The sequence below is a fragment of the Streptomyces sp. NPDC102360 genome, from assembly GCF_044766085.1.
In the GTDB taxonomy this organism is placed as follows: Bacteria; Actinomycetota; Actinomycetes; order Streptomycetales; family Streptomycetaceae; genus Streptomyces.
On record NZ_JBIWLG010000001.1, the window covers coordinates 1157924 to 1180896 of the forward strand.

18 protein-coding genes and 1 pseudogene are annotated in these 22973 nt (G+C 70.0%); 6 read left to right on the forward strand and 13 right to left on the reverse strand.

Translation table 11 applies throughout. The annotated features are described in order from the left end of the window. Positions 1-11: 11 nt before the first annotated feature. Positions 12-1145, reverse strand: a complete 1134-nt coding sequence (locus tag ACIRHA_RS05250) for an IS630 family transposase (protein ID WP_403840023.1) — start codon at positions 1143-1145, stop codon at positions 12-14. Between the two features lie 165 nt (positions 1146-1310). Here ACIRHA_RS05250 and ACIRHA_RS05255 point away from each other — a divergent pair, with 165 nt between their 5' ends. Then, complete coding sequence (locus ACIRHA_RS05255; protein ID WP_403840025.1) at positions 1311-1937, forward strand: hypothetical protein; 627 nt, start codon at positions 1311-1313, stop codon at positions 1935-1937. Between the two features lie 163 nt (positions 1938-2100). On the opposite strand, the gene ACIRHA_RS05260 is transcribed toward ACIRHA_RS05255, so the two are convergent. Continuing rightward, positions 2101-2835, reverse strand: coding sequence for a family 16 glycosylhydrolase (locus ACIRHA_RS05260; protein WP_403840027.1), 735 nt, complete (start codon positions 2833-2835; stop codon positions 2101-2103). A 587-nt stretch (positions 2836-3422) separates the two neighbouring features. On the opposite strand from ACIRHA_RS05260, the gene ACIRHA_RS05265 reads away from it, so the two are divergent. Together ACIRHA_RS05265 and ACIRHA_RS05270 are read left to right on the forward strand one after the other, a co-directional pair. Further along, entirely contained in the window at positions 3423-4787 is a 1365-nt protein-coding gene (locus ACIRHA_RS05265; RefSeq protein ID WP_403840030.1) for an MFS transporter, read from the forward strand. 495 nt (positions 4788-5282) lie between these two features. Continuing rightward, on the forward strand, positions 5283-7205 hold the full coding sequence (locus ACIRHA_RS05270; RefSeq protein WP_403840033.1) for a sulfatase-like hydrolase/transferase: 1923 nt from the start codon (positions 5283-5285) through the stop codon (positions 7203-7205). Position 7206: 1 nt separating this feature from the next. Here ACIRHA_RS05270 and ACIRHA_RS05275 read toward each other — a convergent pair. From ACIRHA_RS05275 to ACIRHA_RS05315, 9 genes and pseudogenes are all read right to left on the reverse strand, one after another. Then, positions 7207-7376, reverse strand: a pseudogene (locus ACIRHA_RS05275) (ABC transporter ATP-binding protein); the annotation flags it as partial. 241 nt (positions 7377-7617) lie between these two features. Continuing rightward, positions 7618-9933: a protein kinase gene (locus tag ACIRHA_RS05280; protein ID WP_403840035.1), complete on the reverse strand. Its 2316-nt coding sequence runs from the start codon at positions 9931-9933 to the stop codon at positions 7618-7620. Between the two features lie 430 nt (positions 9934-10363). Then, a complete protein-coding gene (locus tag ACIRHA_RS05285) occupies positions 10364-11209 on the reverse strand; it encodes a M23 family metallopeptidase (protein WP_403840038.1) in 846 nt (281 codons plus the stop codon). Between the two features lie 20 nt (positions 11210-11229). Next, positions 11230-11736, reverse strand: coding sequence for an ArsR/SmtB family transcription factor (locus ACIRHA_RS05290; protein ID WP_403840041.1), 507 nt, complete (start codon positions 11734-11736; stop codon positions 11230-11232). A 110-nt stretch (positions 11737-11846) separates the two neighbouring features. Next, a complete protein-coding gene (locus tag ACIRHA_RS05295) occupies positions 11847-12194 on the reverse strand; it encodes a GntR family transcriptional regulator (RefSeq protein WP_403840044.1) in 348 nt (115 codons plus the stop codon). Positions 12195-12196: 2 nt separating this feature from the next. After that, a complete protein-coding gene (locus tag ACIRHA_RS05300; RefSeq protein WP_403840047.1) occupies positions 12197-13168 on the reverse strand; it encodes a DUF1648 domain-containing protein in 972 nt (323 codons plus the stop codon). Positions 13169-13296: 128 nt separating this feature from the next. After that, positions 13297-14184, reverse strand: coding sequence for a GNAT family N-acetyltransferase (locus ACIRHA_RS05305; protein WP_403840049.1), 888 nt, complete (start codon positions 14182-14184; stop codon positions 13297-13299). Positions 14185-14426: 242 nt separating this feature from the next. Further along, a complete protein-coding gene (locus ACIRHA_RS05310; RefSeq protein ID WP_403840052.1) occupies positions 14427-15917 on the reverse strand; it encodes a carboxylesterase/lipase family protein in 1491 nt (496 codons plus the stop codon). Further along, on the reverse strand, positions 15914-16876 hold the full coding sequence (locus tag ACIRHA_RS05315; protein ID WP_403842110.1) for an MBL fold metallo-hydrolase: 963 nt from the start codon (positions 16874-16876) through the stop codon (positions 15914-15916). Before ACIRHA_RS05315 ends, ACIRHA_RS05310 begins: the two co-directional genes overlap by 4 nt. A gap of 203 nt (positions 16877-17079) precedes the next feature. On the opposite strand from ACIRHA_RS05315, the gene ACIRHA_RS05320 reads away from it, so the two are divergent. Beyond that, positions 17080-19866: an AAA family ATPase gene (locus ACIRHA_RS05320; RefSeq protein ID WP_403840055.1), complete on the forward strand. Its 2787-nt coding sequence runs from the start codon at positions 17080-17082 to the stop codon at positions 19864-19866. 55 nt (positions 19867-19921) lie between these two features. On the opposite strand, the gene ACIRHA_RS05325 is transcribed toward ACIRHA_RS05320, so the two are convergent. Next, the gene (locus tag ACIRHA_RS05325) at positions 19922-20761 is read right to left on the reverse strand and encodes an SDR family oxidoreductase (protein ID WP_403840058.1); all 840 of its coding nucleotides are present in this window, start codon (positions 20759-20761) and stop codon (positions 19922-19924) included. A 98-nt stretch (positions 20762-20859) separates the two neighbouring features. Between ACIRHA_RS05325 and ACIRHA_RS05330 the strand changes: the two genes are divergently transcribed. After that, the gene (locus ACIRHA_RS05330) at positions 20860-21231 is read left to right on the forward strand and encodes a winged helix-turn-helix transcriptional regulator (RefSeq protein WP_403840061.1); all 372 of its coding nucleotides are present in this window, start codon (positions 20860-20862) and stop codon (positions 21229-21231) included. A gap of 144 nt (positions 21232-21375) precedes the next feature. Then, positions 21376-22353 carry a TIGR01777 family oxidoreductase gene (locus tag ACIRHA_RS05335; protein ID WP_403840063.1) on the forward strand — a complete coding sequence of 326 codons (978 nt, stop codon included), beginning with the start codon at positions 21376-21378 and terminating at the stop codon, positions 22351-22353. A 58-nt stretch (positions 22354-22411) separates the two neighbouring features. On the opposite strand, the gene ssuE is transcribed toward ACIRHA_RS05335, so the two are convergent. Further along, the gene (gene ssuE / locus ACIRHA_RS05340; RefSeq protein ID WP_403840066.1) at positions 22412-22966 is read right to left on the reverse strand and encodes an NADPH-dependent FMN reductase; all 555 of its coding nucleotides are present in this window, start codon (positions 22964-22966) and stop codon (positions 22412-22414) included. Positions 22967-22973 lie beyond the last annotated feature (7 nt).

The window sequence follows — 22973 nt, forward strand, 5'->3', positions numbered from 1 at the left end:
TTCGTGAGGTGTCAGGCGACGTTGACCCGCGTGACGATGGCGCGCAAGCGAAAATCGGCTGTGTGCTTGTTCCGCCAGATGATGTAGCGGCGGATCATGCTGCCTTGCTCTTTGTGGTCGGCGTGGTCGGTGCCGTCGAGGGTGAAGTAGCGCAGGGCGGTGAACTGGGCCTCGATGCGGTTCAGCCAGGAGGAGTTGGTAGGGGTGTAGGCGATCTCGACGTTGTTCGCTGCAGCCCAGGTGCCGACCCGCTGGCACTTCTTCGTGGTCAGGTGGGGTGAGAAGTTGTCGCAGACAATCGCGATCCGCACCGTCGGTGAGTAGAGCGAGCGCAGGTAGCGGCAGAACTCCAGGAACTGGGTGCGCCGCTTGATGGGCTTGATGTGGCCGTAGAGCTTGTCTTTGGTCAGGTCGAGTGCGGCGAACAGGTGTCGTACTCCGCCGTAGCGGTTGTAGGTCGCCCGCCGCCGTCGGCGCGGTTCGCGGTCGGGGTCCTTGTGCCTGCCGCTGCGCTCGGCCCACTGCCGGCCCGGGTGGGGCATCAGATTGAGCGGGCCGAACTCGTCCATGCTGAAGATGACTTCGGGCTCGTCGGCCTCGGGTATGACCTCTCTGTCAGCGATCGCATACGGGTGCTCCACCCGTGCTTTCTTGGCCGCATAGTCAGGGTCGCGGGAGGTCTTCCAGGTCTTCAGGCGTTGAAAGGAGACGCTTTCCTCGCGGAGCAGGATGCGCAGGCCCTCGTGGCTGATGTCGTCGACCACCCCCTCGGTGACCAGGAAGTCCGCCAGCTTGGTCAGACTCCAGGTGGAGAACGGCAGGTCGTGCTCGGTCGGCTTCGACTTCGCGATCTTCTTGATCTCGCGTCGCTCGGGCAGCGTGAACGTCTTGGGCCGGCCACCCTTGTACTTCGGATAGAGCGAGTCGAAGCCGTCGGCGTTGAAGTTGTGGATCACGTCGCGAACCCGGTCGTCGCTGGTGAACGACACCTCGGCAATCCTGGCCACCGGCATGCCCTGCGCGGACAGCAGCACCATCTGGGCCCGCCGCCAGGTCACCACCGACCCGGTGCCCCTGCGGATGATCCGCAGCAGCCGTCTGCCCTCGTCGTCATCGATCTCACGCACGTGTACTCGATCTGCCACCCGCACAGCCTGACGGCCGTGGGCCGCCCAAGGCCAGGACCCGGGCGGCGCGTCACATCACAACAGGGCGAACGTTGCCTGATGCGGCACTAGCTTCATGAGTACGCGGTCCACACGACGCGTTCAACCAGCCAACCCGCTCGACTCATGGAAAGGGGCCGGCGCATGCAGACCTCTCGTATTCTCCGCACGTCTGTGGCATCCGCCGTTCTCGGCCTCGGCGCCGTGACCGCGTTCGCCGCCACCGCGGAAGCCGCTCCGGCGGCCACTGCTCCGGCGGCCACCGCTCCCGCGGCCGTCGCCCAGCACAGCACCGCGGCACGCCACGCCCAGACCCTGCCGCTCAGCGACGGCAGCACCGCACACGTCACCAAGCTCGCGAACGGCACGTACCAGGCCTGGATCACGCACAAGGGTGTGCGCATCGCGGCGCTCGACTCCGCGCACAAGACCCAGCGCGTGCACGGCTACACCTACGCGCTCAACCAGGCGAACGGCTTCGTCGGCGTGGTGCACCCCGGCGGCTGGCACAGCGAGCAGAACGTGCCGCAGCACCAGGGCAAGCACCACAAGAAGAAGCACCACACGAGCCAGATCGGCAAGACCCACGACGTGCGTCTCGCGGACGGTGGCATCGCCCACGTCACCAAGTTGCCGAACGGCACGTACCAGGCCTGGATCACCCGGCACGGCGTGCGCGTCGCCGCTCTGGACGCCGGCCACAGCACGGCCCGTGCGCACGGCCACCACTACACGCTGAACGCCCACACAGGAGCCGTCCACGTGCGCTGACTCCGTCACCCGCCCTGTCCTCTGCGCTGCGACTGCTGAGCGGGTGCGCTCGCGCGGGAGTTCGCACACCACGACGCCGCGTTCAGCCATTGGATGCTGATGATTGGCAGATGACCGGCAGGTCTCCCCGGCGTTGTGGCCGGGGAGACCCGCCGTGCCTATGTCACGGGTAGTACGGGGTGTGCGTGATGGAGGAGACCTTGAGGTAGCGGGCGCCGTCGGCGGTGGCCCAGGTCGAGGCGTCCGGATTTCCCGGCCAGTCTCCGCCGACCGCGACGTTGGCGATGAAGCGCATGCCGGTTCCGGCCGGGGTGGTGTACCAGGTGGTGCCGGTGATGGCGCCGTCCACCGCGAAGTCGATGTGGTCGGGGAACCAACTGAACGAGTAGGTGTGGAACGCGTTCGTCCAGCCCGCGGAGTTCGTCTTGGAGAACTGCTGCTGGGCGTTGTTGGCGTCATGAGAGGTCTGGTACACGACGTTCGGGTTCTGTCCCACGATCTCGGCCGCGTCGAACTCGGGCAGCCACGGATTCAGGTAGGCGGCCCACACCGCGGGCAACAGGCCCTGCCCGCCCGGCATGTTGGCGGTGAAGCTGTACGTGCCGTACCCGTACAGTGCGGTCGACTCCACGCGGCCCGAGTAGTAGACACCACCCCCGGCGTTGTACGCCTTGATCACCAGCGTGCCGCCCTCGTACCAGACACAGTCCGGCGTGTACGTCTCCAGCTCGTTGTTGGCAGTCCACCTTCCGCTGACCTTGTTCCAGGAGTTGACCGTTACGGGGGTGCCCCACGAATCGGCTCGTGCGGTCTGTGCGCCCAGCATCAGCGCAGGCGGTGCGGCCAGGGCGGCGCCCAGTATGCGGCGGCGGCTCGGTGTGCGCGGTAAGTCGGTCATCGCGGCTCCATTGCTTGGATGAACCAAGAGACGTGGGAGCGCTTCCATGTCCCACGTGTCGACGGACTGTAGGAGTCCGTTCGCCACTTGACAAGATGCGCCACACAAAGCGGCACATGCCTTTGAGGAGTGAACTGACCGGCCGGTCCCCGACGAGGTGCGGAAGCGCGGCGAGCTTGGTTCGACCGGCCGCGTAGGATGGCGGGCGCGGTGGCAGCCGGGGGCCTCTCCGGCGCCTCCGACGTGACTGCTCAGCAGGCGCAGGCCGTGCTGGTCGGCGGAGTCGGGATCCACGACTTCGTACCGGTTGGCGCCGACGCCGGTCGTGCGACCGTGGGCGGCCCACTTCTCCCCGATGTCCCGTGCGAGCGCGTAGGTTTCGCCTGCCCATTTTTGGGCGGTGGCGTCGAGCTCGACGGCGGTGGGGCGTCGTGCGGTGCCGGTGACGTCGGCGCATCTCGGGTGTCGACCGTCGATGAGTATGCGGTCGCCGGTGATCGCCACCAACCCCTTGACATAGATGTATTCACATCAGAGGCTGCATGAAATCGCTTATTCATGATCTTCGCAAGGCTCAGGAGGACGCCGTGGAGCAACCGCCGTCTGTGGAAGTGACCACGCCACCGGGCACCGGGACAGCGACGGCCCCTGGGACCGCAACGACCCTGGATGACGCCCCGCTGAACCGCTTCCACCTCAAGATCACGGCGCTCACCTTCGGTGCGAACTTCTCGGACGGATACCACCTGGGCATCATCGGTATCGCGCTGACACTCATCGCGCCGCAGATGCACCTCGGGCCCGCCTGGCAGGGTCTGCTGGGTGCCTCGGCGCTCATCGGCATCTTCGCCGGCAGCATCGTGCTGGGCTGGGCCGCGGACCGATGGGGACGGCAGCTGCTGTACACCCTCGACTTCCTTCTCATCGCCGTCGCCTCCGTCGCCCAGTTCTTCGTCACCGGGCCGACCGAGCTGTTCGTGCTCCGCCTCCTCATCGGATTCGGAATCGGTGCGGACTACGCCCTGGGCCCCACGCTGGTCGCCGAGTTCTGCCCGCGCCGCTATCGCGGCGGCTTCCTCGCCTCGCTCACCGCCATGTGGACGATCGGCTACATCGCGGCGTACTTCATCGGCAACTACGTGATCGGATTCGGCGGGGACAGCTGGCGATGGCTGCTGGCCAGCAGTGCGCTGCCCGCTGTCTTCGTACTCCTCATGCGGATCGGGACACCCGAGTCGCCGCGGTGGCTCATCAGCAAGGGGCGGATCGAGGAGGCGAAGGCCGTCGTCGCCAAGCACATCGGCCCCCACGTCGATGTCTCGAACCTGTTGACCCGGGGGCAGGCGGAGGAGTCCTACGACTACCGCGAGCTGTTCCGCCGCCGCTACCGCCGCAACACGCTCTTCGGCGTCCTCTACTACAACTGTCAGGTCATCCCGTACTTCGCCATCTACACGTTCCTGCCCGTGGTGATGGAGCGCGTGGGGCTGGCCGACGAGGAGTTCCTCAGCAACGGTCTGCTCAACCTGTTCCTGCTGCTGGGCGGGCTCATCGGGTTGTGGTTCGTGGCACGCTTCACGCGGCGAGGCTTCCTCATCACCTCGTTCTTCGTGATGGCGCTGGCCCTCGGCACGATCGGGGTGTGGCCGAACGCGCCGACGCTGCTGCTGTTCCCGCTGTTCCTCGTGTTCACCTTCACGATGTCGGCATCCTCCAACCTCGACCAGGTCTATCCCCCGGAGCTCTTCCCGACCCAGGTCCGCAGCTCAGGCGTTGGCCTGCTCAACGGGCTCAGCCGGGTCGGCTCCGCGATCGGGACGTTCCTGCTCCCGATGAGCCTGTCGGCGTTCGGGTTCTCCGCCTCCATGATCACCCTTACGGTCCTGCTGGTGCTGGGGGCCGTGGTGTCTCTGGCCTGGGCGCCGGAGACCAAGGAAGTTCAACTGGACTGACGTCGGGCCCGGCAAACGGACTGGCGGAACGGACTGGCGGAACGGGCTGGCGGAACGGGCTGGCGGAACGGACTGGCGGAACCGACTGGCGGAACGGGCTGCTCCGCCAGGACCGGGCGTCCGTCGTCGGCCGTGGGCCGGCGGCGGACCGGCAGGCACCTGCCGCAGACCTGGGCACGTCGATCCTCCTCCCGGTGACATGCGTCGAGATGCGGCCTGCCGGCCAGGGCCTTGATCACGGAGAGGGGGGGCGCGTCGCCGAAGGGGCGGTACCCGCGCAAGGCCGAAGCCCTGCACACGTTGACACCTTTCAGACACGTCCGGCAAGATCGCGTGCCATGCACCCTGCCGCCCGCCACTTGATGAGCGTCCTCGTCGAGCGCCGCCATGTGGATCTGGCGCGGCAGTCCAGCGCCCTGTGTCTCTCCCCTCGCTGAACAGCGCCTGCAATCAACGAAGTTGCCGCCCTGCACAGTCGTATACGGGAGTTCCGTCGTGCCCACACCCACGTTTGACGCGCCCGTCAGCCGTCGCGCCTTCACCGCCCTTGCCGGGGCAGTGGCCGCGACAGGCGCCACCGCATTGACTGCCACCGCTTCAGCCGCCGCGCCCGGCCGCGCCCCGGCCGAGCGCCCCAACATCCTGTGGCTGGTCGCCGAGGACCACTATCCGTTCGTCGGCGCATACGGCGATCCCGTCGCCAGAACACCCACCCTGGACCGGCTCGCCGGCGAAGGCATCCGCTATGAGAACTCCTACTCGACGGCGCCGGTCTGCGCACCGTCCCGCTTCGCGCTGCTCACCGGCGTCGCACCGCAGAGCGCCGGGCCCGCCGAACACATGAGGGCGCTCGGCCGAACTCCGGCCTTCCTCAAGGGATTTCCGGAGTACCTGCGCCGGGCCGGCTACTACACGACCAACAACTCCAAGACCGACTACAACACCGTCGTCGACATGGCGGCCACCTGGGACGCGTCCAGCGCGAGTGCCCACTACCGCGACCGCCCGGCCGGAGCCCCGTTCTTCGCCGTCTTCAACGACATGACCACGCACGAGTCCGCCCTGTTCACCGCCACGGACGGGCGTACGCGACGCGCGGATGTCCGACTGCCCGCCTACCTGCCCGACACCGACGACATCCGCGGCGACTTCGCGCACTACTACGACGCGATGGAGGCCATGGGCGGCCATGTCGCCCTGAAGCTGGCCGAGTTGGAGTCCGCCGGGCTCGCCGACGACACCATCGTGTTCTTCTACTCCGACAACGGCGGCGTCCTCCCGCGCAGCAAGCGCCACTGCTACGACGAGGGCATGCGCACCGCGCTCATCGTGCGCTTCCCGGCGAAGTGGGCACACCTCGCACCACGTCCGCCGGGTGCCGTGGAGCGCCGGGCGGTGACATCGGTCGACTACGGGCCGACCGTCCTCGCGCTCGCGGGGGTCGACATCCCGGAGTACATCCAGGGGCAACCGTTCGCCGGAGTGCGCCAACTCCCGCCCTCCCGTTACGCGTTCGGCGGCAGGGACCGGATGGACGAGCGCTACGACATGGTCCGCACGGTGCGCGACGAGCGCTACCGCTATCTGCGCAACTACGCACCGCACCGCCCCTGGGGCCAGCACGGCGCGTACGCCTGGCAGGCGCGCGGCTACCAGTCGTGGCAGCAGGCCCACCTGGACGGCACCCTCGATCCCGTACAGGACAGGTTCTGGGGAACCAAGCCCGCCGAGGAGCTGTACGACCTGCGCACCGACCCCGACGAGGTCCACAACCTGGCCGCCGACCCGGCCCACGCCCACACGCTCACCCGTCTCTCCCGCGCACTGGACGAGCACCTGGTCGCCGTGCACGACAACGGGTTCATCCCGGAAGGCAGTCCGCTGGAGGGCTGGGAGGCGAGCCGCCGCCCCGGCGCCTACCCGCTGCGCCGCGTCATGGCCCTCGCGCAACGGGCCATCCAGCGTGACACCCGCCATCTCGCCTCCCTGATACGGGACTTGGGCGACACGAACGAGGTCGTACGGTACTGGGCCGCGCAGGGACTGCTGATGCTCGGGCGTCCCGCCGCGTCGGCACTGCCCCGACTGACCCGGGTGCTGCGCACCGACACCTCACCCCAGGTGCGGGTAGTTGCCGCGGAAACGCTGATCCGGCACGGCCACCTGGTCGACGAGGCCGTCGCCTTCCTGGGCCACACCCTCGCTGAACACACCGACGTCCGCGTACGACTCCAGGCGATCAACGCCCTCACCTTCATCGCCCCCGACCTCGCCCGCCCGGCACGGTCCGCGATCGAGGCCGCCGCCACGGACAAGGACGAGTATCTGCACAACACGGGCCGCTACCTGCGCTTCGTGCTCGACGGGACCTACACACCGTCCTCGCCGGTCTACGAACCGGTGCCCACGCAAGCCTGAGCGCGAGTGCCATGGCGACGACGGCGCGCCGGCGCATGCCGCCGGAGAACCGGTGCCGACAGTGGCGCGCGCGGCGGGCCGCGTCGGGGATGCGGACCCGGTCCAGGCGGTCCACCGCGTGCCGGGCCGCCTGCCATGCACCTGGAACACCGCAGCGATCTGCGCGCCCACGACAAGGACATCGCCCCGCGCATGCCGGGAGAGCTGACCGCATCGGGCGAGGACTTCCGGTCGAGGCCGCCCGGATCCAGGTATACGTCCCGGTGCCCCACGTGGCCGTGCCCGGCGCGCAGGACATGATCGTCGCCACCTTCGGCACCCCCCCAGTACGCGGACCACTGGGAGGACTACTGCGAGATGGTGGCAGCGCTCCTGAGGAGCCTCACGTCCACGCCGGACGAGGAACCTTTGGTCAGCCGGTGAGGCGGATGCCGCGCAGGGTTTCCTGAGGATCCAGGAAGGCGAGTACTCGGCCCGCGGCCAGCGGGGCGCTGTTGCCGATGCTCGCCGTGAACTCGCCCTTCCACAACGTGCGGCCGTCGGCGGAACGCAGGACGCGTACCGTTTGCCGCTGTTGGAACAGCCGGGCCGTGCGGGTGTGCCGGACCATCGTGCAGGCGCCCGCGGAGGCGATGTCGAGGTCCGCGCCGCCCTCGGTGCGCCAGCGTTCCGAACCGTCGTCGGCGTTGAGACAGACGACTCCGTCGGGGGTGGGCAGAACGAAGCCGTCGGGGGTGGACACCGGGTCGGGAGCGCGGTCCGCGGAGGCGCTCGCACCCTTGAAGGTCCACTTCTGCTTGCCGGTACGGACGTCGACGGCCGTGGGCCTGCTGCGCTCGCCCTTGAGGCGGGGGAGCAGGAGGGTGGTGCCGGCGAGCGGGGCCGCCGGGGGACCCTCCTCTTCGAGGCCGTTGCTGCCGGGTACCGTCGTGACCTTGGCCAGGGGGATGCGCCACTTCTCCTTGCCCGTGCGGGCACCGAGCAGGACGAGATCGATGCGCTTCTTGTCGACCTTGTCGTGGAAGAGGATGGCATCACCCGTGCGCTGAGGCGCGAAGATGCGCTGCCCGGGCTCGGTGTACAGGTTCATGCCGGGCCGGTCCCACAGCTGCTTTCCGGTCGCTCCGTCGAGTGCCGTCGAGCCCACCAGGGCCAGGTCCCCGATCCCCGTGATGGTGCCTGAACTGTCCAACTGTTGGGTCCAGCGTTCCTTCCCCGTACGTGTGTCGAAGGCGGTGACCGTCTGCCGGTTGGGGTCCCCGCCGCCGAAGAGCACCAGTCCGCTGCGTTCGAGGACGTGCAGCTCGTAGTCGTCCTTGTCGTACAGTTCCCGCTTCCAGCGGGTCCTGCCGGTGGCGCCGTCGAGTACGTACAGCATCGCGATCAGGTCGTGGGGCAGCTGCACCAACGCGAGCACGGTGTCGCCGTCGTCGACCACGGCCGCCTGCGAGGATCCGGACAGGGGCCATTCGAAGCCCAGGTCGCGCTTCCACAGGAGCTTGCCGCCGGCGAGTTCGAACGCCTGGATCGCCGCGCCGTCGTGGGCGGGGACGAAGCAGCGTCTGCCGGACCGGATGGGCTGGTCCCAGCCTCCGCGGCGCGAGCCGAGGCCGTGGGACCAGGCGAACGCGTCGTGTCCGGGGTCGGCGGAGAGATAGACGCCCGCCGAAATGCCGGCCGTGGCCACCGCGGCGAAGCCGGCACCGCCCAGCAGAAGCCCACGGCGGCTCAACGCGGGGCGGCCGCTCTCTGCCTGGGTGCTGTGCCGTGTGGCCGTGACGGTGAGGGCGGCATCGAGGGGTATGTCGGCGGGAGTGGCCTCCCGGTCGACCACGGTGGGCGGGTGTTCGGGGCGCGGTGCCGGCACCGGTGCCGCGGGGGCGGCCTGCCCCTCGAGTTCGCGCAGCGCTTCGCCGAGTTCGGTGGCCGAGCCGTACCGGTCCCGAGGGTCCTTCGCCAGCAGGCGCAGGATCAACGAGTCCCAGGCGGGCGAGAGGTCCGGTGCGATGCTGCTGGGCACCGGCGGTGCATCGTTGAGGTGCGCTGTCAGGAATCCGAGGGTGTCGGGTGCGGTGAACGGCAGCCTGCCGGTGCGCAGTTCGAACAGGACACAGCCCATCGCGTACAGGTCGCTGCTCTGCTCCGGATAGCTGCGGGCCTGTTCGGGTGCCATGTACGCGGCCGTCCCGATGACCAGTCCGGTGCGGGTCAGCCTGCCGTCGGTGGCCGAGGCGTCGGCGGCCCGCGCGATCCCGAAGTCGAGGACCTTGATCCGGTCCGATGGCGTGACGAAGAGGTTGGCGGGCTTGATGTCACGGTGCAGCACACCTGCGGCGTGCGCCTCCGCGAGCGCCTCGCAGATCTGCCCGCCCCACCGGGCCGCCTGCGCCCCGCCCACCGGGCCTCGGCGGACGGCGGCCTCCAGGCCCTCGCCGCGCAGCAACTCCATGACCAGGAATGGTGTGCTGCCCTCGGGGGTGACGGCCGTGCCGACGTCGTGCACGGTCACGATGTGCGGATGCTGCAGCGCGGCGGTGATCCGCGCCTCGCGCAGGAAACGGGCGCGCGCCTCGTCAGCGGTACTGCCGCCGCCCGCGAGCATCGAGATCACCTTGACGGCGACCGGGCGCCCAAGGATCTCGTCGCGGGCCTCCCACACTTCCCCCATCCCGCCCTGGCCCAGAGGCCTCACGAGCCGGTATCGGTCGGCCAGTATGCGATCCGCCACGTCTCAAGTCCCCCAGATTGCACCGTGGTTCCAGCAAAGTGGTCGCAGCGTAGCCCTCTGGTGCGGGGCGTGTGTACGGTCGGGTGTATGGCGAAGCCATGGATGCCGGGGTTCGCACACGTCCGATACCCACTGGATGTGCGCGTGACTGCCTCGGTGCGCGACGAACCGGATCGGATCACGGTGTACCGGGGAGTGGCAATCAGCCGGGTCACCGCGCGGACCATGTCTACGTCCTCGCGCACGCCGCCAAGCTCGACCGGCGGCCCTTCCACGCCTGGGCCCAACTGCCGCCCGGCTGGACCCTGATCACGGATCCGGAGGCGGAGCAGTCGGCGGGATCACGCGCGACGCTCGACCGGCTGCGGGAACACGGGGTGACGGTCGTGACGGAGGAGCTCCCGCAAGGGCTTGGTGCATCCCACGCCGTTCATTGATGTGCCGAGGTGTGCTCGTCGACGGTGAAGGACGTGCCGGTGGCGGGTACTCCGACCTCGTGCCAGCTGAACGGGATGCCGCGTGCGGTGTCCAGGTCCGGTCCGTCCATCAGCTGGAAGTGCACATGCGGTTGGGTGGAGTTGCCGGAGTTGCCGCAACGGCCGAGCAGTTGGCCGGCGACGACCTTGTCGCCCGTGCGGATGTCCAGCGAGCCCCGTTGGACGTGTGCATACACGGCGTATGTCGCTTCGCCCAGGTCGAGGATGATGTGGTTGCCGATGACCCGGCGGCTCCCGCCGAGTGTGCGGCAGACACCCTCGATGAGCCAGAAGTACAGAACTCCCGCAAGGGAGCTGCGACTGAGGTGGTCACGTTGGCCGTCTTCGGCGTGAACGACGGTGGCATCGGCAACCGCGTACAGCGGTGCCTCGAAGGCGGGGTAGTCCCGGTTGCGGTGGGCAACAGGCCAGAACCACACGGGGGCAGGACGCGCGGGACCCCCCGCCGGCTCCGCCACGATGTCGATGGCGTAGGTCTGGGCGAACTGGTGCGTTCCGTGGCTCGGCACCTTGTCCGCGGGGCTGTTGAGGGCCGACCAGCGGCCGGTGACCGGGGGCGCGACCTCGACCGGCGCCGGCGGCCCCGTCTCGATTCGACGCTGGGCGGAGCGCGAGGTCACCAGGCTGATCCCGATCGCGCCGAGCGCGGGCAGCCAGCTCACCCAGTAGTTGTAGGGAAGCTCCACGAAGAATCTGATGACGATCTGCGCGAAAAAGATCAGCCACAGCGCGTATTGGACCCTGGCGGCGGCTTTGCGTCGACCTACGGACACGGACATGGTTCCCCCTCGGAAAGTGGTCAGGTCACGGGGCGCGCGGCGGTGAGTGCCACGAGCAGCGGTACCACTCGTCCCACAGGCACTTCGTAGCGGCCGCGCTCCGGAGCGTGGAGCCAGCCCGCGCCGGTGAGTTGGCGCAGGTGGTGATAGATCTGGCCGGTCGTGCCGATGTCCTCGAGCGCGGCCAGTTCGGCGGCGGTGCGCAATCCGCCCAGGATCTCCCGCAGCAGCCTCAGCCGCACCGGATTGCCGAGCGCGGCGAACGACTCGGCCACCTCTGACCAGTCGTCGTCGAACAGCGTCTGCGTGAGCAGGCCGTATTGCCACTCATAGCGATGCCCCGTCGGCACGCGCACCGCTCCGGTGAACAGGACGGCTCCGTCCGCGTCCTGAGTTACCGGGTGACGCTCCTTCAGTGCGTCGAGGGCCCACAACTCGCTCTCTCCCACGACCGGCGCGGCAGGGGCGTCGGTCTCCAGCTCCGCCACGCGCCGCTCGAGCTCGGAGACACGCTCTTCCAGATCCATGGAACGAGATTACGTAATTATGTAATCCCGTGCAAGTGTCGCGCGCCCGTGATGTCGCGATGCCGTGTCTCTGGTGTCCTCTCCGGTGTCTCCGACTTCTCCGGTCTCGGTCAGTACGCCTCCTCCACCAGGTCGATCAGCGCCTGCCGTGACACGCCGGCCTCGCGGGCTCGCGTACACAACTCCCTTACTGTGTCCGCGATTTCGCTGGCGCCACCGCCAGTGGCGACGACCACGGCGCCGCGGCCGCGGCGGAGTTCGATGACACCTTCTTCGCGCAGGGCCTGGTAGCCGCGCAGGACGGTGTGGATGTTGACGTCGAGGGAGTCGGCGAGGGTGCGGGCGGCGGGGAGGCGCTCGCCGGTCGAGACCTCGCCGGCGGCCACGGCGCGGCGTACGCAGGCGGCGATCTGTTCGCCGAGCGGGGTACGGGCGGCCGGGTCCACGCGGAAGAGCACCGTCAGCTCACCTTCTCGCGCCGGGCGAGCGCGTTGAAGAGGGCGGCGCCGGTGCGGGCGTCGTCGACCGTCACGCTGAACTCCCGTCCGGAACGCCGCTTGACGGCCAGCGCCTCACCGCCGCGCACCACGACACCGGAGCGGGCGGGGCGCACCCGGTAGCCCCAGCCGCCGAAGTCGCCCAGCGGGCTGATCTCCCGTACCAGGGCTTCGCCCGCGTCGAGCGGCACCCGGGCCTCGGGCCAGGGCAGCACCCCGAACCGCACCCGCAACCCCCGCGCGTCGACCCGTACTCGTACCCGACCGAAGCAGGTGAGCAGCGCTCCGACCGGAAGCGTGAGCACGAACGGGGACCAGCCGTAAAGGCCGAGCCGGGCCGCACCGACCGCCGCGAGCGCGACGCCCGCGGTCAGGACGACCTCATTGACGGCGGTACGGGTCCACACCGCGCGTTCGCCCGCACGAAGTTCCATGTACGGAGGTGTGTCGCGAGGACTCATGCCATCCCCCTCCGGGACCGGCACTCGCGCGATCAGCAGCCGGCCGAGCAGTGCGGACAGCAGGCCGACCCCCGCGGCCGTGCCCATCTGCCACAGCGGGAAGGACGCCGCCGTGCCGTCGGACAGGCCGCGGTTGACGATCGCGACGGCGGTGAAGATGTAACCGATGAATCCGGCGACACCCCAGCCCAGGACCACGGTGAACCGGGTGGAGCGCGCCTCGCGGCCACGGCGGGCGGCGACCGCGAAGAGAGTGCCGAGTCCGGCGAGGGGCACCAGCGCGCCCACGGCGTACGCGGTGAGCGAGGTGGTCCCGTCGACGTCCCCGCCGAGCCCGAAGTGGGTGCCGAGTTCGTCGGGCAGATCACCCGAGACGACGGCGACGACCACCGCGAACGCGATGAGGGCGAGCACGTACGGCGCCGCGGCGACGGCGGTGAGGGAGCGGGTTCCGCCCGCTCGCGGTGTTCCCATGACGACCCTTCGCAGTAGTTCCACTTGTTCGCATTGTATGCGAACAAGTGGATGGGATGGAACACCGCGCCGTACCGGCCGACGGCCGAGCCCCCCACCTGCCCGCCGCCCGCCCCCGGAACGGCCCCTCACCCGCCTCGTGGTGCGCCGCAAGAAAATCTGTACCCGGCGAAGTCTGCGACGTGGACGTACCCCATGCGCTGGTAGAGGGCATTGCTGGTCGGATTGCCGGGGTCCGTGAACAGGACGACATCCGTCGCGCCCGCGGTCAGTGCTGCTCTGCTCGCCGCGACCGTAACGGCGCCCGCGTAGCCGCGGCCCCGGAGGTGGGCCGGTGTGTAGACGGGGTCCACCCGGACCATGCCGCCGACCATCGAGGTCGCGGCCGCCATTGAGACGGGGGTGCCCTCCGGGGCCTCCCAGAACGTGAAGTGCCTGTCGCTGAAGCGCGAGTTGTCCCAGGAGCCGGCGTCGATCAAGTCGATGGAACGCTGTTCCCCGACGTCGACGCAGAACTCACGGCACCAGCGCACGATGTGCGCGCGGTCCTGCCGATCCGTGATGCGCCCACGGCCGTCCGGGCGCGGCTGCGGTGGTGTGAGCTTGCCGAGACGGTAGAGATGCGTCCGCCAGAAAAGTTCCGGCGCCGCACTCGTGTGCCGCTGCCATGACGTGGCGAAAGCGCTGGCAGTGTCGTGGTCTGCGATGACGTTGGAGGGCGAGTGCCCGAGCCCGGCCAGATGACGAGCAAGGGCGCCGGTCTGCTCGACAGAGAGGGGGGTGAGGACCAGGCGACCGCGCGGAGTGAGATAGAAGATCGCGCGAACTTCGCCTCCTGACTCAAGCCGACCTAAGACGGAAGTTTCCGCGTCATGCTCGGCTGTCCCGCGTATCCGCAGTTTCTCGATGTCCGTCAGTGGTGTGTTGTGCAGAGCGGGGCGCGAGCGCAGGAAGTCCCCGGCTCGGGCGAGGAAGTCGTCGACGTTTTTGGTGAGGTGCCAGGCATTCGGGAGCATGCTTCATCATCTCGGACGACGTCGACTCGGGTGCTGTCGAGTGGTCCCGCGACCGCGAACGGACCCGTGAAGCCGTCCGGCGCGCCGTTCGCGTCCTGCCACCGCACCGTCGATGCCCGAGGTGCCTTGGGCATGATCTCGTCGAAGCCCGAGGCATGGAGGTTGCTGCCGACGGCAACCGCGTGTCGTTCGTAGGCGGCGTCCGCGTCCTGGGGCGACGACGGTGTACCCGGGCGGTCGGGTCAGCTCCAGGCCCGGCGTTCCTCGCTGTGTGGGTCGTCGGTCTCGGACCACTCGGCATCGATCCGCATCGTCGTCCTGCGCTCGTGCTCGTACGCGGCCCAGCCCGGGTCGCCGGTCGTGGCGAAGCGGATCCAGGTCTCGTGGACTCGGGCGGCCAGGTCCGCGGGCGGCTTTCCGGGGCCGAGCAGTGCGTTGGGGCCGTGCAGTTGGGGGAGTCCGACGAGGTCGAAGACGAAGGGGAGCTCCATCGTGTGGGTGGCGCCCAGCTCTCCGTTCAGCGCCTGCGAACGCCATGTGAACTCGTAGGCATAGGTGGCCGACGCGGGGTGTGCGGCGTGGGCGGCGGCCAGGGCCCGGCTGCCGGCGCCGAACAGGGCGTCGCCCATGATCGCGGAGCGGAGTGCGCCGGAGGACGCCTCGGGACGTGCCGCCCGGTACGCCTCGACGAGTTCGGCCGGGCGGGAGTGGGAGGCGCGTGCGGCCGCGTGGACGTCGGCGTCGGTCGAGGTGGAGTACCTGCCCATGGGGGCCAGATAGAGGTTGCCCTCCTCGGAGTTGGCGCCGATGAGCAGGTCGACGTCGGCGCTCAACCCGGCGGCGACGGCTTCGGCGGGCTGGGTTTCCAGGACCAGGCCGAAGGGGCTGAGCCCGATCAGTGGGTCGCGGTGTGTCCCGGTCCTGAGGTCGAGCCCCGCGAGTGTGGAGGAGACGTCGACGAGACGCTCGTCGGGGATCTCCGCGAAGGCGGCGAGGCGGGGCTCGATGCCGAGTGCGTCGGCAGCGGCCCGAGTGACGCGCGCGCCCTGTTCGGGCGTGAAGGCGCCCAGGCCGTTGCCGCTCTGGACGATCGCCCGGTGGAACAGGCCCGATGTGTCGGGCGTGGCGAGGATGCCGCCGACGAGTGTGGCGCCGGCCGACTGGCCGAACAGTGTCACGTTGCTCGGGTCGCCGCCGAACGCGGCGATGTTCTCCCGCACCCAGCGCAGCGCGGCGACGACGTCGAGCAGACCGCGGTTGGCGGGCGCGCCCGGGACGTCGAGGAAACCGCTGATGCCCAGGCGGTAGTTGAGAGTTACGAGCACCACGCCGTCGCGGCCGAAGGCGCTGCCGTCGTACATCGGCGATCGCGTCGATCCGGCGGCGAATCCGCCACCGTGCACGAACACCATGACGGGCAGTTCGCCGCCCGGGGCCTCGGGCGTCCAGACGTTCACGGTGAGGTAGTCCTCGCCCCGGCTCCAACCGGCGCCGAAGTAGGGGGTCATGTCGAGGCCGCCGAGCCTGCGCTCGAACTGCGGCGCGTTCGGCCCGTGCGCGGTGGCGTCGCGCACGCCCTGCCATGCCGCGTGCGGCCGTGGCGGCCGGAACCGGGCGGCGCCGGTGGGCGCGGCGGCGTAGGGGATGTTCAGGAACGCGGTGCTGCCCACTTGGCGCAGGCCGCGCACCGCGCCCTGGGCGGTGGTGACGATGGGGTCGTGGTGGTGGTTCACAGTGGTGGCCTCTCTGAGGATGTCGTCTCCGTTCGGAGTGGGGGGCAGCGCTGTTCGGAGTACGGGGTGAACGGCGCCCAGCCCTTGATGTCGAAGGTGTCTCCGTGGCGTGTCACCTCGGCCGCGCCGTGACCGCCCAAGTGGGCGGGAATCACCAGTGCGTTGTTGTCGGCCGCCCAGCCCAGAACCCTGCGGCGAGTGGCGATGGCCCCGGCCGGGTCCTCGCAGAAGCAGCTGTTCGCGTCCGGGTGGAGGATCTGCACCGGGTTGTGGAGCAGGTCGCCGACGAAGACGGCGCGGTCGGAGCCGGATCCGAGCGTCAGCACGGAGGAGCCGGGGGTGTGCCCGGGGGCCAGGTCCAGGCGCAGGCCGGCGTCGATCCGGTGGCTGTTCTCCCACAGGAGCGTGCGGCCGGCCGCGTGCACCGGGGCGACGCTGTCCTCGAACACGTTCTGGTTGCCGCGGCCGAGCAGCGGCTTGTGGCCGTTCTCGGGGTTCCAGAAGTCGAAGTCGTCCTTCGGTATCAGGTACGTGGCGTTGGGGAACGTGGGCACCCAAGTGCGGTCGTCCAGGTAGGTGTTCCAGCCGACGTGGTCGACGTGCAGATGCGTGTTGATCACGATGTCGACGTCCTCGGGTTCGACACCGGCACGGGAGAGGTTGCCGAGGAAGTCGGTCTCGAGGTGACTCCAGACCGGCGAGTAGGGGCGTTCCTTGTGGTTGCCGACGCCGGTGTCGACGAGGATCGTCCTGCCCTCACTGCGCAGTACCCAGGTCTGGATCGCGGAGTTCACGATATTCGTCCCGGAGCCCAGGAAATGTGGCGTGAGCCATTCCGGGCCATTTTCCCAGGTGTGCCCGGGGCTTTCCGGGAAGAAGGTTTCAGGGGTCATTTCGACGGAGCCGTAATATTCCCGTACGCGGGTGATGGTGACGTCGCCGAGTTTGATCTGGTTGATGTGAGGCATCGGAATTCCTGGATTGATGGTTCGACGTATCTTTCGACGTATCTGAGGGGCTGGATCGAACCGTACGAGGAGCTGGAAACCGGCGGTATCAGTCACATGACTGCAGTCGAGCGGGGGAGGCAGGCGAGGGGCGTTCCTCGACACCACTTCGGCGCTTGTATTCTGGGCGCGCCAAGGTGGGCCGAAGGAGGAACATGATCGTCGGCCGCGAGGCGGAGCTCGATCGCCTTTTCCGCATGGTGAATCGTGCGTCCGCGACCGAGCGGGTGCTCGTGCTCCGCGGCGACGCGGGCACGGGAAAGAGCGCGCTCCTTGATGCCGCGCTGCGAAGGGCTCGGGTGAGCGGTGTCCGAGTGCTCCGTGCGGAGGGGAGCGAGTCGGAGGCGAGCCTCGCGTTCTCCGGTCTGCATCAGTTGCTGCGGCCGGTCGCTGCGGCCGTGGACCGGCTGCCCGAGCGGCAGCGCACGGCACTGGCCGGTGCGCTCGGCACTGGCCCCGCTGTCGAGGGAACGCCCGACCTCATGCTCGTCGGCGTCGCCCTCCTGAGCCTCCTGTCGGAGTCGGCCGACCCGCAACCGCTGATGTTGGTCATCGACGACGCCCAGTGGATCGACCGGGCCTCCCTTGATGCCCTGGCCTTCGCCGTCAAGCGCCTGGACGCCGAGCCGCTCACCCTGCTCATCGGGGTACGCACCGACGATCCGCTTCCCGCGTTCGACCGGCACTGGCCGGCCCTCACTCTCGCCCCGCTCGACGCCGCTGCCGCGGGACGCCTCCTCGACCGGCAGCCGTACGGCCCCACCGGACGCGTCCGGGGCCAGGTCCTCGAGCAGGCGGCCGGCAACCCCCTGGCCCTCGTCGAGTTGGCCAGGGCCGCCACTTCCCCGGGCGGCAGCCCCAACGGGCCGCTGCCGCTCCCCGGGCGACTGGAGCACATTTTCGCCGCTCGGCTCGCCGAACTACCCGCCTCCACCGCGCAGTTGCTGCTTCTCCTGGCAGCCATGGACACGGCCGACTCGGCGGTCCTCGCGGTGGCCGGGCTGCCCGGCGTCGAAGACACCGCGTGGCGGCCCGCGGAGGAGGCCGGACTCGTCCGCCGCACCGGCCGGGCCGTCCGCTTCGGCCACCCCCTCATGCGGTCCGCCGTCTACCACGCGGCCTCCCACGACGCCCGGCGCGCCGCCCACCTCGTACTGGCCGACGCGCTCGGCGACGCACCGGACCGGTGCGCCTGGCACCGCGCGGCCGCGGCCGGCGGTCCGGACGCGGGCGTCGCGGCGGCGCTGGAGCGGACCGCGGACCGGGCCCGCCGACGCGGTGGCCACGCGGCGGCGGCGCGGGCACTGCAGCGGGCGGCCGAGCTCGCACCGAACCGCGCCGAAAGCGCCCGACTGCTCGTCGAGGCCGCCGCCGCGGCCGTGTTCACCGGCGACATCACCTGGGTCGACGAACTGGCCACCGCAGTACGGGAACGCACCGGCGACGCAACGCTGTTGGCCACTGCCGCGGTGCACGCCGGCCGCCTCGCGGTGCTGACCACCCGACACACCGTGGTGTTCTCCCGCCTGAGGCGCGCCGCCCGGCAGTGGGCGGCCACGGACCCCGACGTGGCCCTCGACATGCTCGCCGGCGCCGCGGTCGTCCGCTTCTACTCCGGAGAGGACACTCAGCGGCAGGAGATCGACGACGTACTGGCGCGGCTTCCGAGGAACGCATCGAGTGTCTGGCGGCGCGCCTGGGTGCGAGCCGTGTCCGACCCGGCGAACGGCAGGGCCGAACTCGCCGCCCTGCTCCCGCAGTTGTTCGCGGAGGCGGAGGCGGAGACGGAGACGGAAGTGGGGGCGGAGGCGGAAGTGGAGGCGGAGACCGTGCCCGAGCGGCTCGCCACCCTCGCGATCATGGCCTGGCTCCTGGACGACGCCCCGCGCGCCGTCAGCGCCTTCGACACGGCCTTCGACACCGCCTTCGACGGCCGGCGGGCCCGCGGACCGCTGCCGCAGGGTCTCGGCGGCGCCGTCGCATGGGCGTACGTGGAGTGCGGGCGGTGGGAGCAGGCGCGCGAGGCCTGCGCGCAGATCATCGCGCACGCCTCCGGGCTCGGCCTCGACCATGCCCTGGCGTGCGCGACCGCGGTGGACGCCTCCGTCCTGGCGTACCAGGGCGAAGCGGCCCGAGCCCGCTCGCGGGCCGCGGAGGCGCTCGCCCTGATCGATCCGCTGGAGAGTCGCTCGGTCGCCGTGTACGTCCGCCGTGCCCTCGGCGCCGCGGCTGCCGCCGAGGGCGCCTACGAGTCCGCGTACGACCAACTCCGCCTGGCCTTCACGGCAGAGGGCGATCCCGTGCACTACCACGCGTCCTGTCCCGCCCTCGCGGAGCTGGCCGCCGCCGCGGTCCGCTCCGGGCAGCGCGGCGAGGCGTCCTCGATCGTGGAGCGCGCCGCCCGCCGGCTCGGTGACGACGCGTCGCCCCGGCTGAAAGGGCTGATCAGCCGGGCCCGCGCGCTGCTCGCGGACCCGGAGGACGCCGAGCCGCACTTCCGGGCGGCGCTCGCCCAACCGGCGCTCGAACGGTGGCCCTTCGAACACGCCCAGACCCTCCTCGACTTCGCCGAATGGCTGCGCCGGCGCCGGCGCATCACCGAGGCGCGGCCGCTGCTCACCACGGCCCTGGAGGCCTTCCAGCGCCTTGGGGCCCGCCCGTGGGTGGAGCGCGCTCGGGCGGAATCGCGGGCCGCGGGTCTCGACGTCACCGACTCCACCCCCGACGCACTGGCCGAGCTCTCTCCCCAGCAACGGCAGATCATCGGTCTCGCCGCCCGCGGCCTGACCAACAGGGAGATCGGCGAGAAACTCTTCCTCTCGCCGCGCACGGTCGGCTCGCATCTCTATCGCAGCTTCCCCAAGCTGGGCATCAACGCTCGCTCGCAACTGCGCGACCTCATCGAGGGGACGCTCGTGGCGGCCACGGGCAACCAGGAGTGACCGGGCGCCGGGCGGCGCCTTCGCGGCATCGCACTCAGAGCGGTGCCGGACTGTCTCAGTGGAACGCGGCGACGTTGCGGGCCACCCAGTCGGCGAAGGTGCGCGGGGGACGGCCCAAGACCCGCTGGACGTCCGGGCTGACGCGCAACTCGGCCTGGCTCGGGGACCCGAGGATGTCCAGCGTGTCATTGGCGAGCTCCGCCGGCATGCTCCGGGTCATGGCGGCCTTGGCCTCGTCGCGGGTGAGTTCCTGGAACCTGACGGGCGAGCCCAGTGCGGCGGCGATGGCCTCCGTCTGCCGGCGCGGAGTGATCACCTCCGGGCCCGTCAACTCGTAGGCACGGCCGGTGTGCCGGTCCTCCAGCAGGCAGGCCGCCGCGACCGCGGCGATGTCCGCCGGGTCGATGATCGGCACTCCGACATCGCCGAAAGGCGCGGCGACGACCTGCTGGGTGCGGACGGAATCGGCCCACCACAGGGCGTTGGAGGCGAAGCCGCCCGGCCGCAGGATGGCCCACTCCAGGCCGGACTCCCGCAGGGTGTCCTCCAGCGAGCGCATCGCGATCCGCGTGGTGCCGAAGGGCCGGGTCACCACCCCGAGCGTGGAAAGCAGCACGACACGGCGGACCCCGCAGGCCGCGGCTTCGCCGATGATGTGTGCGGGGTTTGCCCCCGTCGCGTGCAGGTCGCCTGACAGCAGCAGGAACAGCGACTTCGCACCGGTCAGCGCGGGCCTGAGGCCGGCGGGTTCGGCAAGGTCGGCCACCACATGGCGGACGCCCTCCGGTACCGACGCCGTGTGTCGTGACACCGCCGTCACCTGCTCGCCCGATTCGGCGAGCATCCGCGTCAACGTCCGCCCGATGTTCCCGGTAGCTCCGGTCACCACGATCATGTTCGGCTCCTTGATGTGTTCTCTGGCGTTCTGTGGTCTGGACGCTAGGAGTACGGGCTAACTTTTGGTAAGGGCATACCTGGAGGTAAGCTCATGACATGGAGGAAGGCGCGCAGCCCAGGCAGGCCGAGACAGGCAAGAGGTATGACGTGTTTCACACCGACTGCCCTGCCAGTGACGTGGTCGACCATGTGACCAGTAAGTGGGGCATCTGGGTGCTGATCGCTCTGCGAAGCAATGACCTCCGGTTCTATGAGCTGCGTGAGAGCATCCAGGGCATCAGCGAGAAGATGCTCGCCCAGACCCTGCGCGCGCTGGCCCAGGACGGGCTGGTCTGGCGGGAGGTCGAGCCGACGGTGCCGCCCCAAGTCACCTACGGGCTGACCGAGTTCGGCGGGGATGTCGGCGAGCCGCTGACGGAGCTTTTCGACCGGATCACGCGGCGGCTGTCGCCGGGGAGTGAGCGATAGCGTGGGGTGTACCACCGGAGAACGTCCCCTGTGAACGGGTCACGGGCGCTCCGCGCCGCCAGGTGACAGGCCCCCTCCGCTCCCGATCCGGGCGGGTCGTACGCTGGCTGTGCTGTGCGACGCCAGACGTCAGGGGAGAGACCAGTGAAGATTGTGCTTCCTGGAGGGACCGGTCAGGTCGGCGGTGTGCTGCGGCGGGCGTTGACCGCTGCGGGCCATGAGGTTGCCGTTCTGACCAGGCATCCCGTGCGGGACGGCGATGTCCGGTGGGACGGCCGGACGCTCGGCCCCTGGACCGAGGCGGTCGACGGCAGTGACGTCGTGATCAACCTTGCGGGCCGCAGCGTCAGTTGCCGCTACACCGACGAGAATCTGCGCGCCATGATGGACTCGCGCGTCGACTCCGCACGTGTCGTGGGCCAGGCGATCGCCGCCGCCCGGAAGCCGCCCCGCGTCTGGCTCCAGATGAGCACCGCCACCATCTACGCCCACCGTTTCGACGCACCGAACGACGAGGCGAGCGGCGTGATCGGCGGAGCTGAGCCCGGTGTTCCCGGCTACTGGGCGTACAGCGTCGAGATCGCGAAGAACTGGGAGCGGGAGCAGGAACGGGCCGAGACCCCGCACACGCGCAAGGTGGCCCTGCGGTCGGCGATGGTGATGAGCCCCGACCGCGGTGGTGTCTTCGACTACCTGCTGTGGCTGACGCGGCTCGGCCTCGGCGGGCCGGTCGCGGGTGGGGCCCAGTACGTGTCCTGGATCCACGACCGTGACTTCGTGCGCGCGGTGGAGTTCCTCATCGACCGTGACGACATCAGCGGGGCGGTCAATCTCGCGGCTCCGGGCCCGCTGCCCCAGAGGGAGTTCATGCGCGCGCTGCGGGCCGCGTGGGGCATGCCGGTGGGGCTGCCCGCGACGCGGTGGATGGCCGCGGTCGGAGCCTTCGCTCTCCGTTCGGACACGGAACTCCTGCTGAAGAGCCGGCGGGTGGTGCCCGGGCGGCTGGAGGACGCCGGGTTCACGTTCGACCACGGAGCCTGGCCGCAGGCGGCGGCGGACCTCGTGGGGCGAACGCGCCGTGAGCGGTCCCGCATCCGACGCACGGCCGACGCCCACCCGTGAGGCCATCGGCGGCCCGTTGGCCGCCGGGATGCGGCCTCCGGACCGGCGTGGCCGCTCCTCACGCCGCTGTCCGCAGCGGACGACGAGAGCCGAGGGCAGCGGAGAACTGGTCGGTGATCTCGTCCAGTGCCCGCCTCGTGTCCGTCTCGAGGACGATGCCGCCGTCGTCCCGCACCTCGATGTGCCGGTCGAGCACGAACCAGCCGGGAGTGATGTGCGCGGGTCCCATCGAGGCGAGGACGGGGCGCAAGGCGTAGTCGATGGCCAGGACGTGGGCGGTGGAGCCGCCGGTCGCCAGCGGCAGGACCGTCTTGCCCTTCAGGGCGTACTGCGGCAGGAGGTCGAGCAGTGCCTTGAGTAGCCCTGAGTAGGCGGCCTTGTACACGGGTGTGCCGATCACGATCCCGTCCGCCCGGTCGAACAGGGCGGTGGCCTCCACGATGGCCGGGTGGCCGAAGTCCGCGTGCAGCAGGGCTTCGGGAGGCAGGTCGCGGACATCGAGGGGGACCACCTCGTGCCCCTGCGCGGTGAGCCGCGCATCGAGGTCGCGCAGCAGTCGGGCGGTGCGGGAGGTGGGGGAGGGGCTTCCGGAAACGGAGAGAACGGTGGTCATGAGGGGC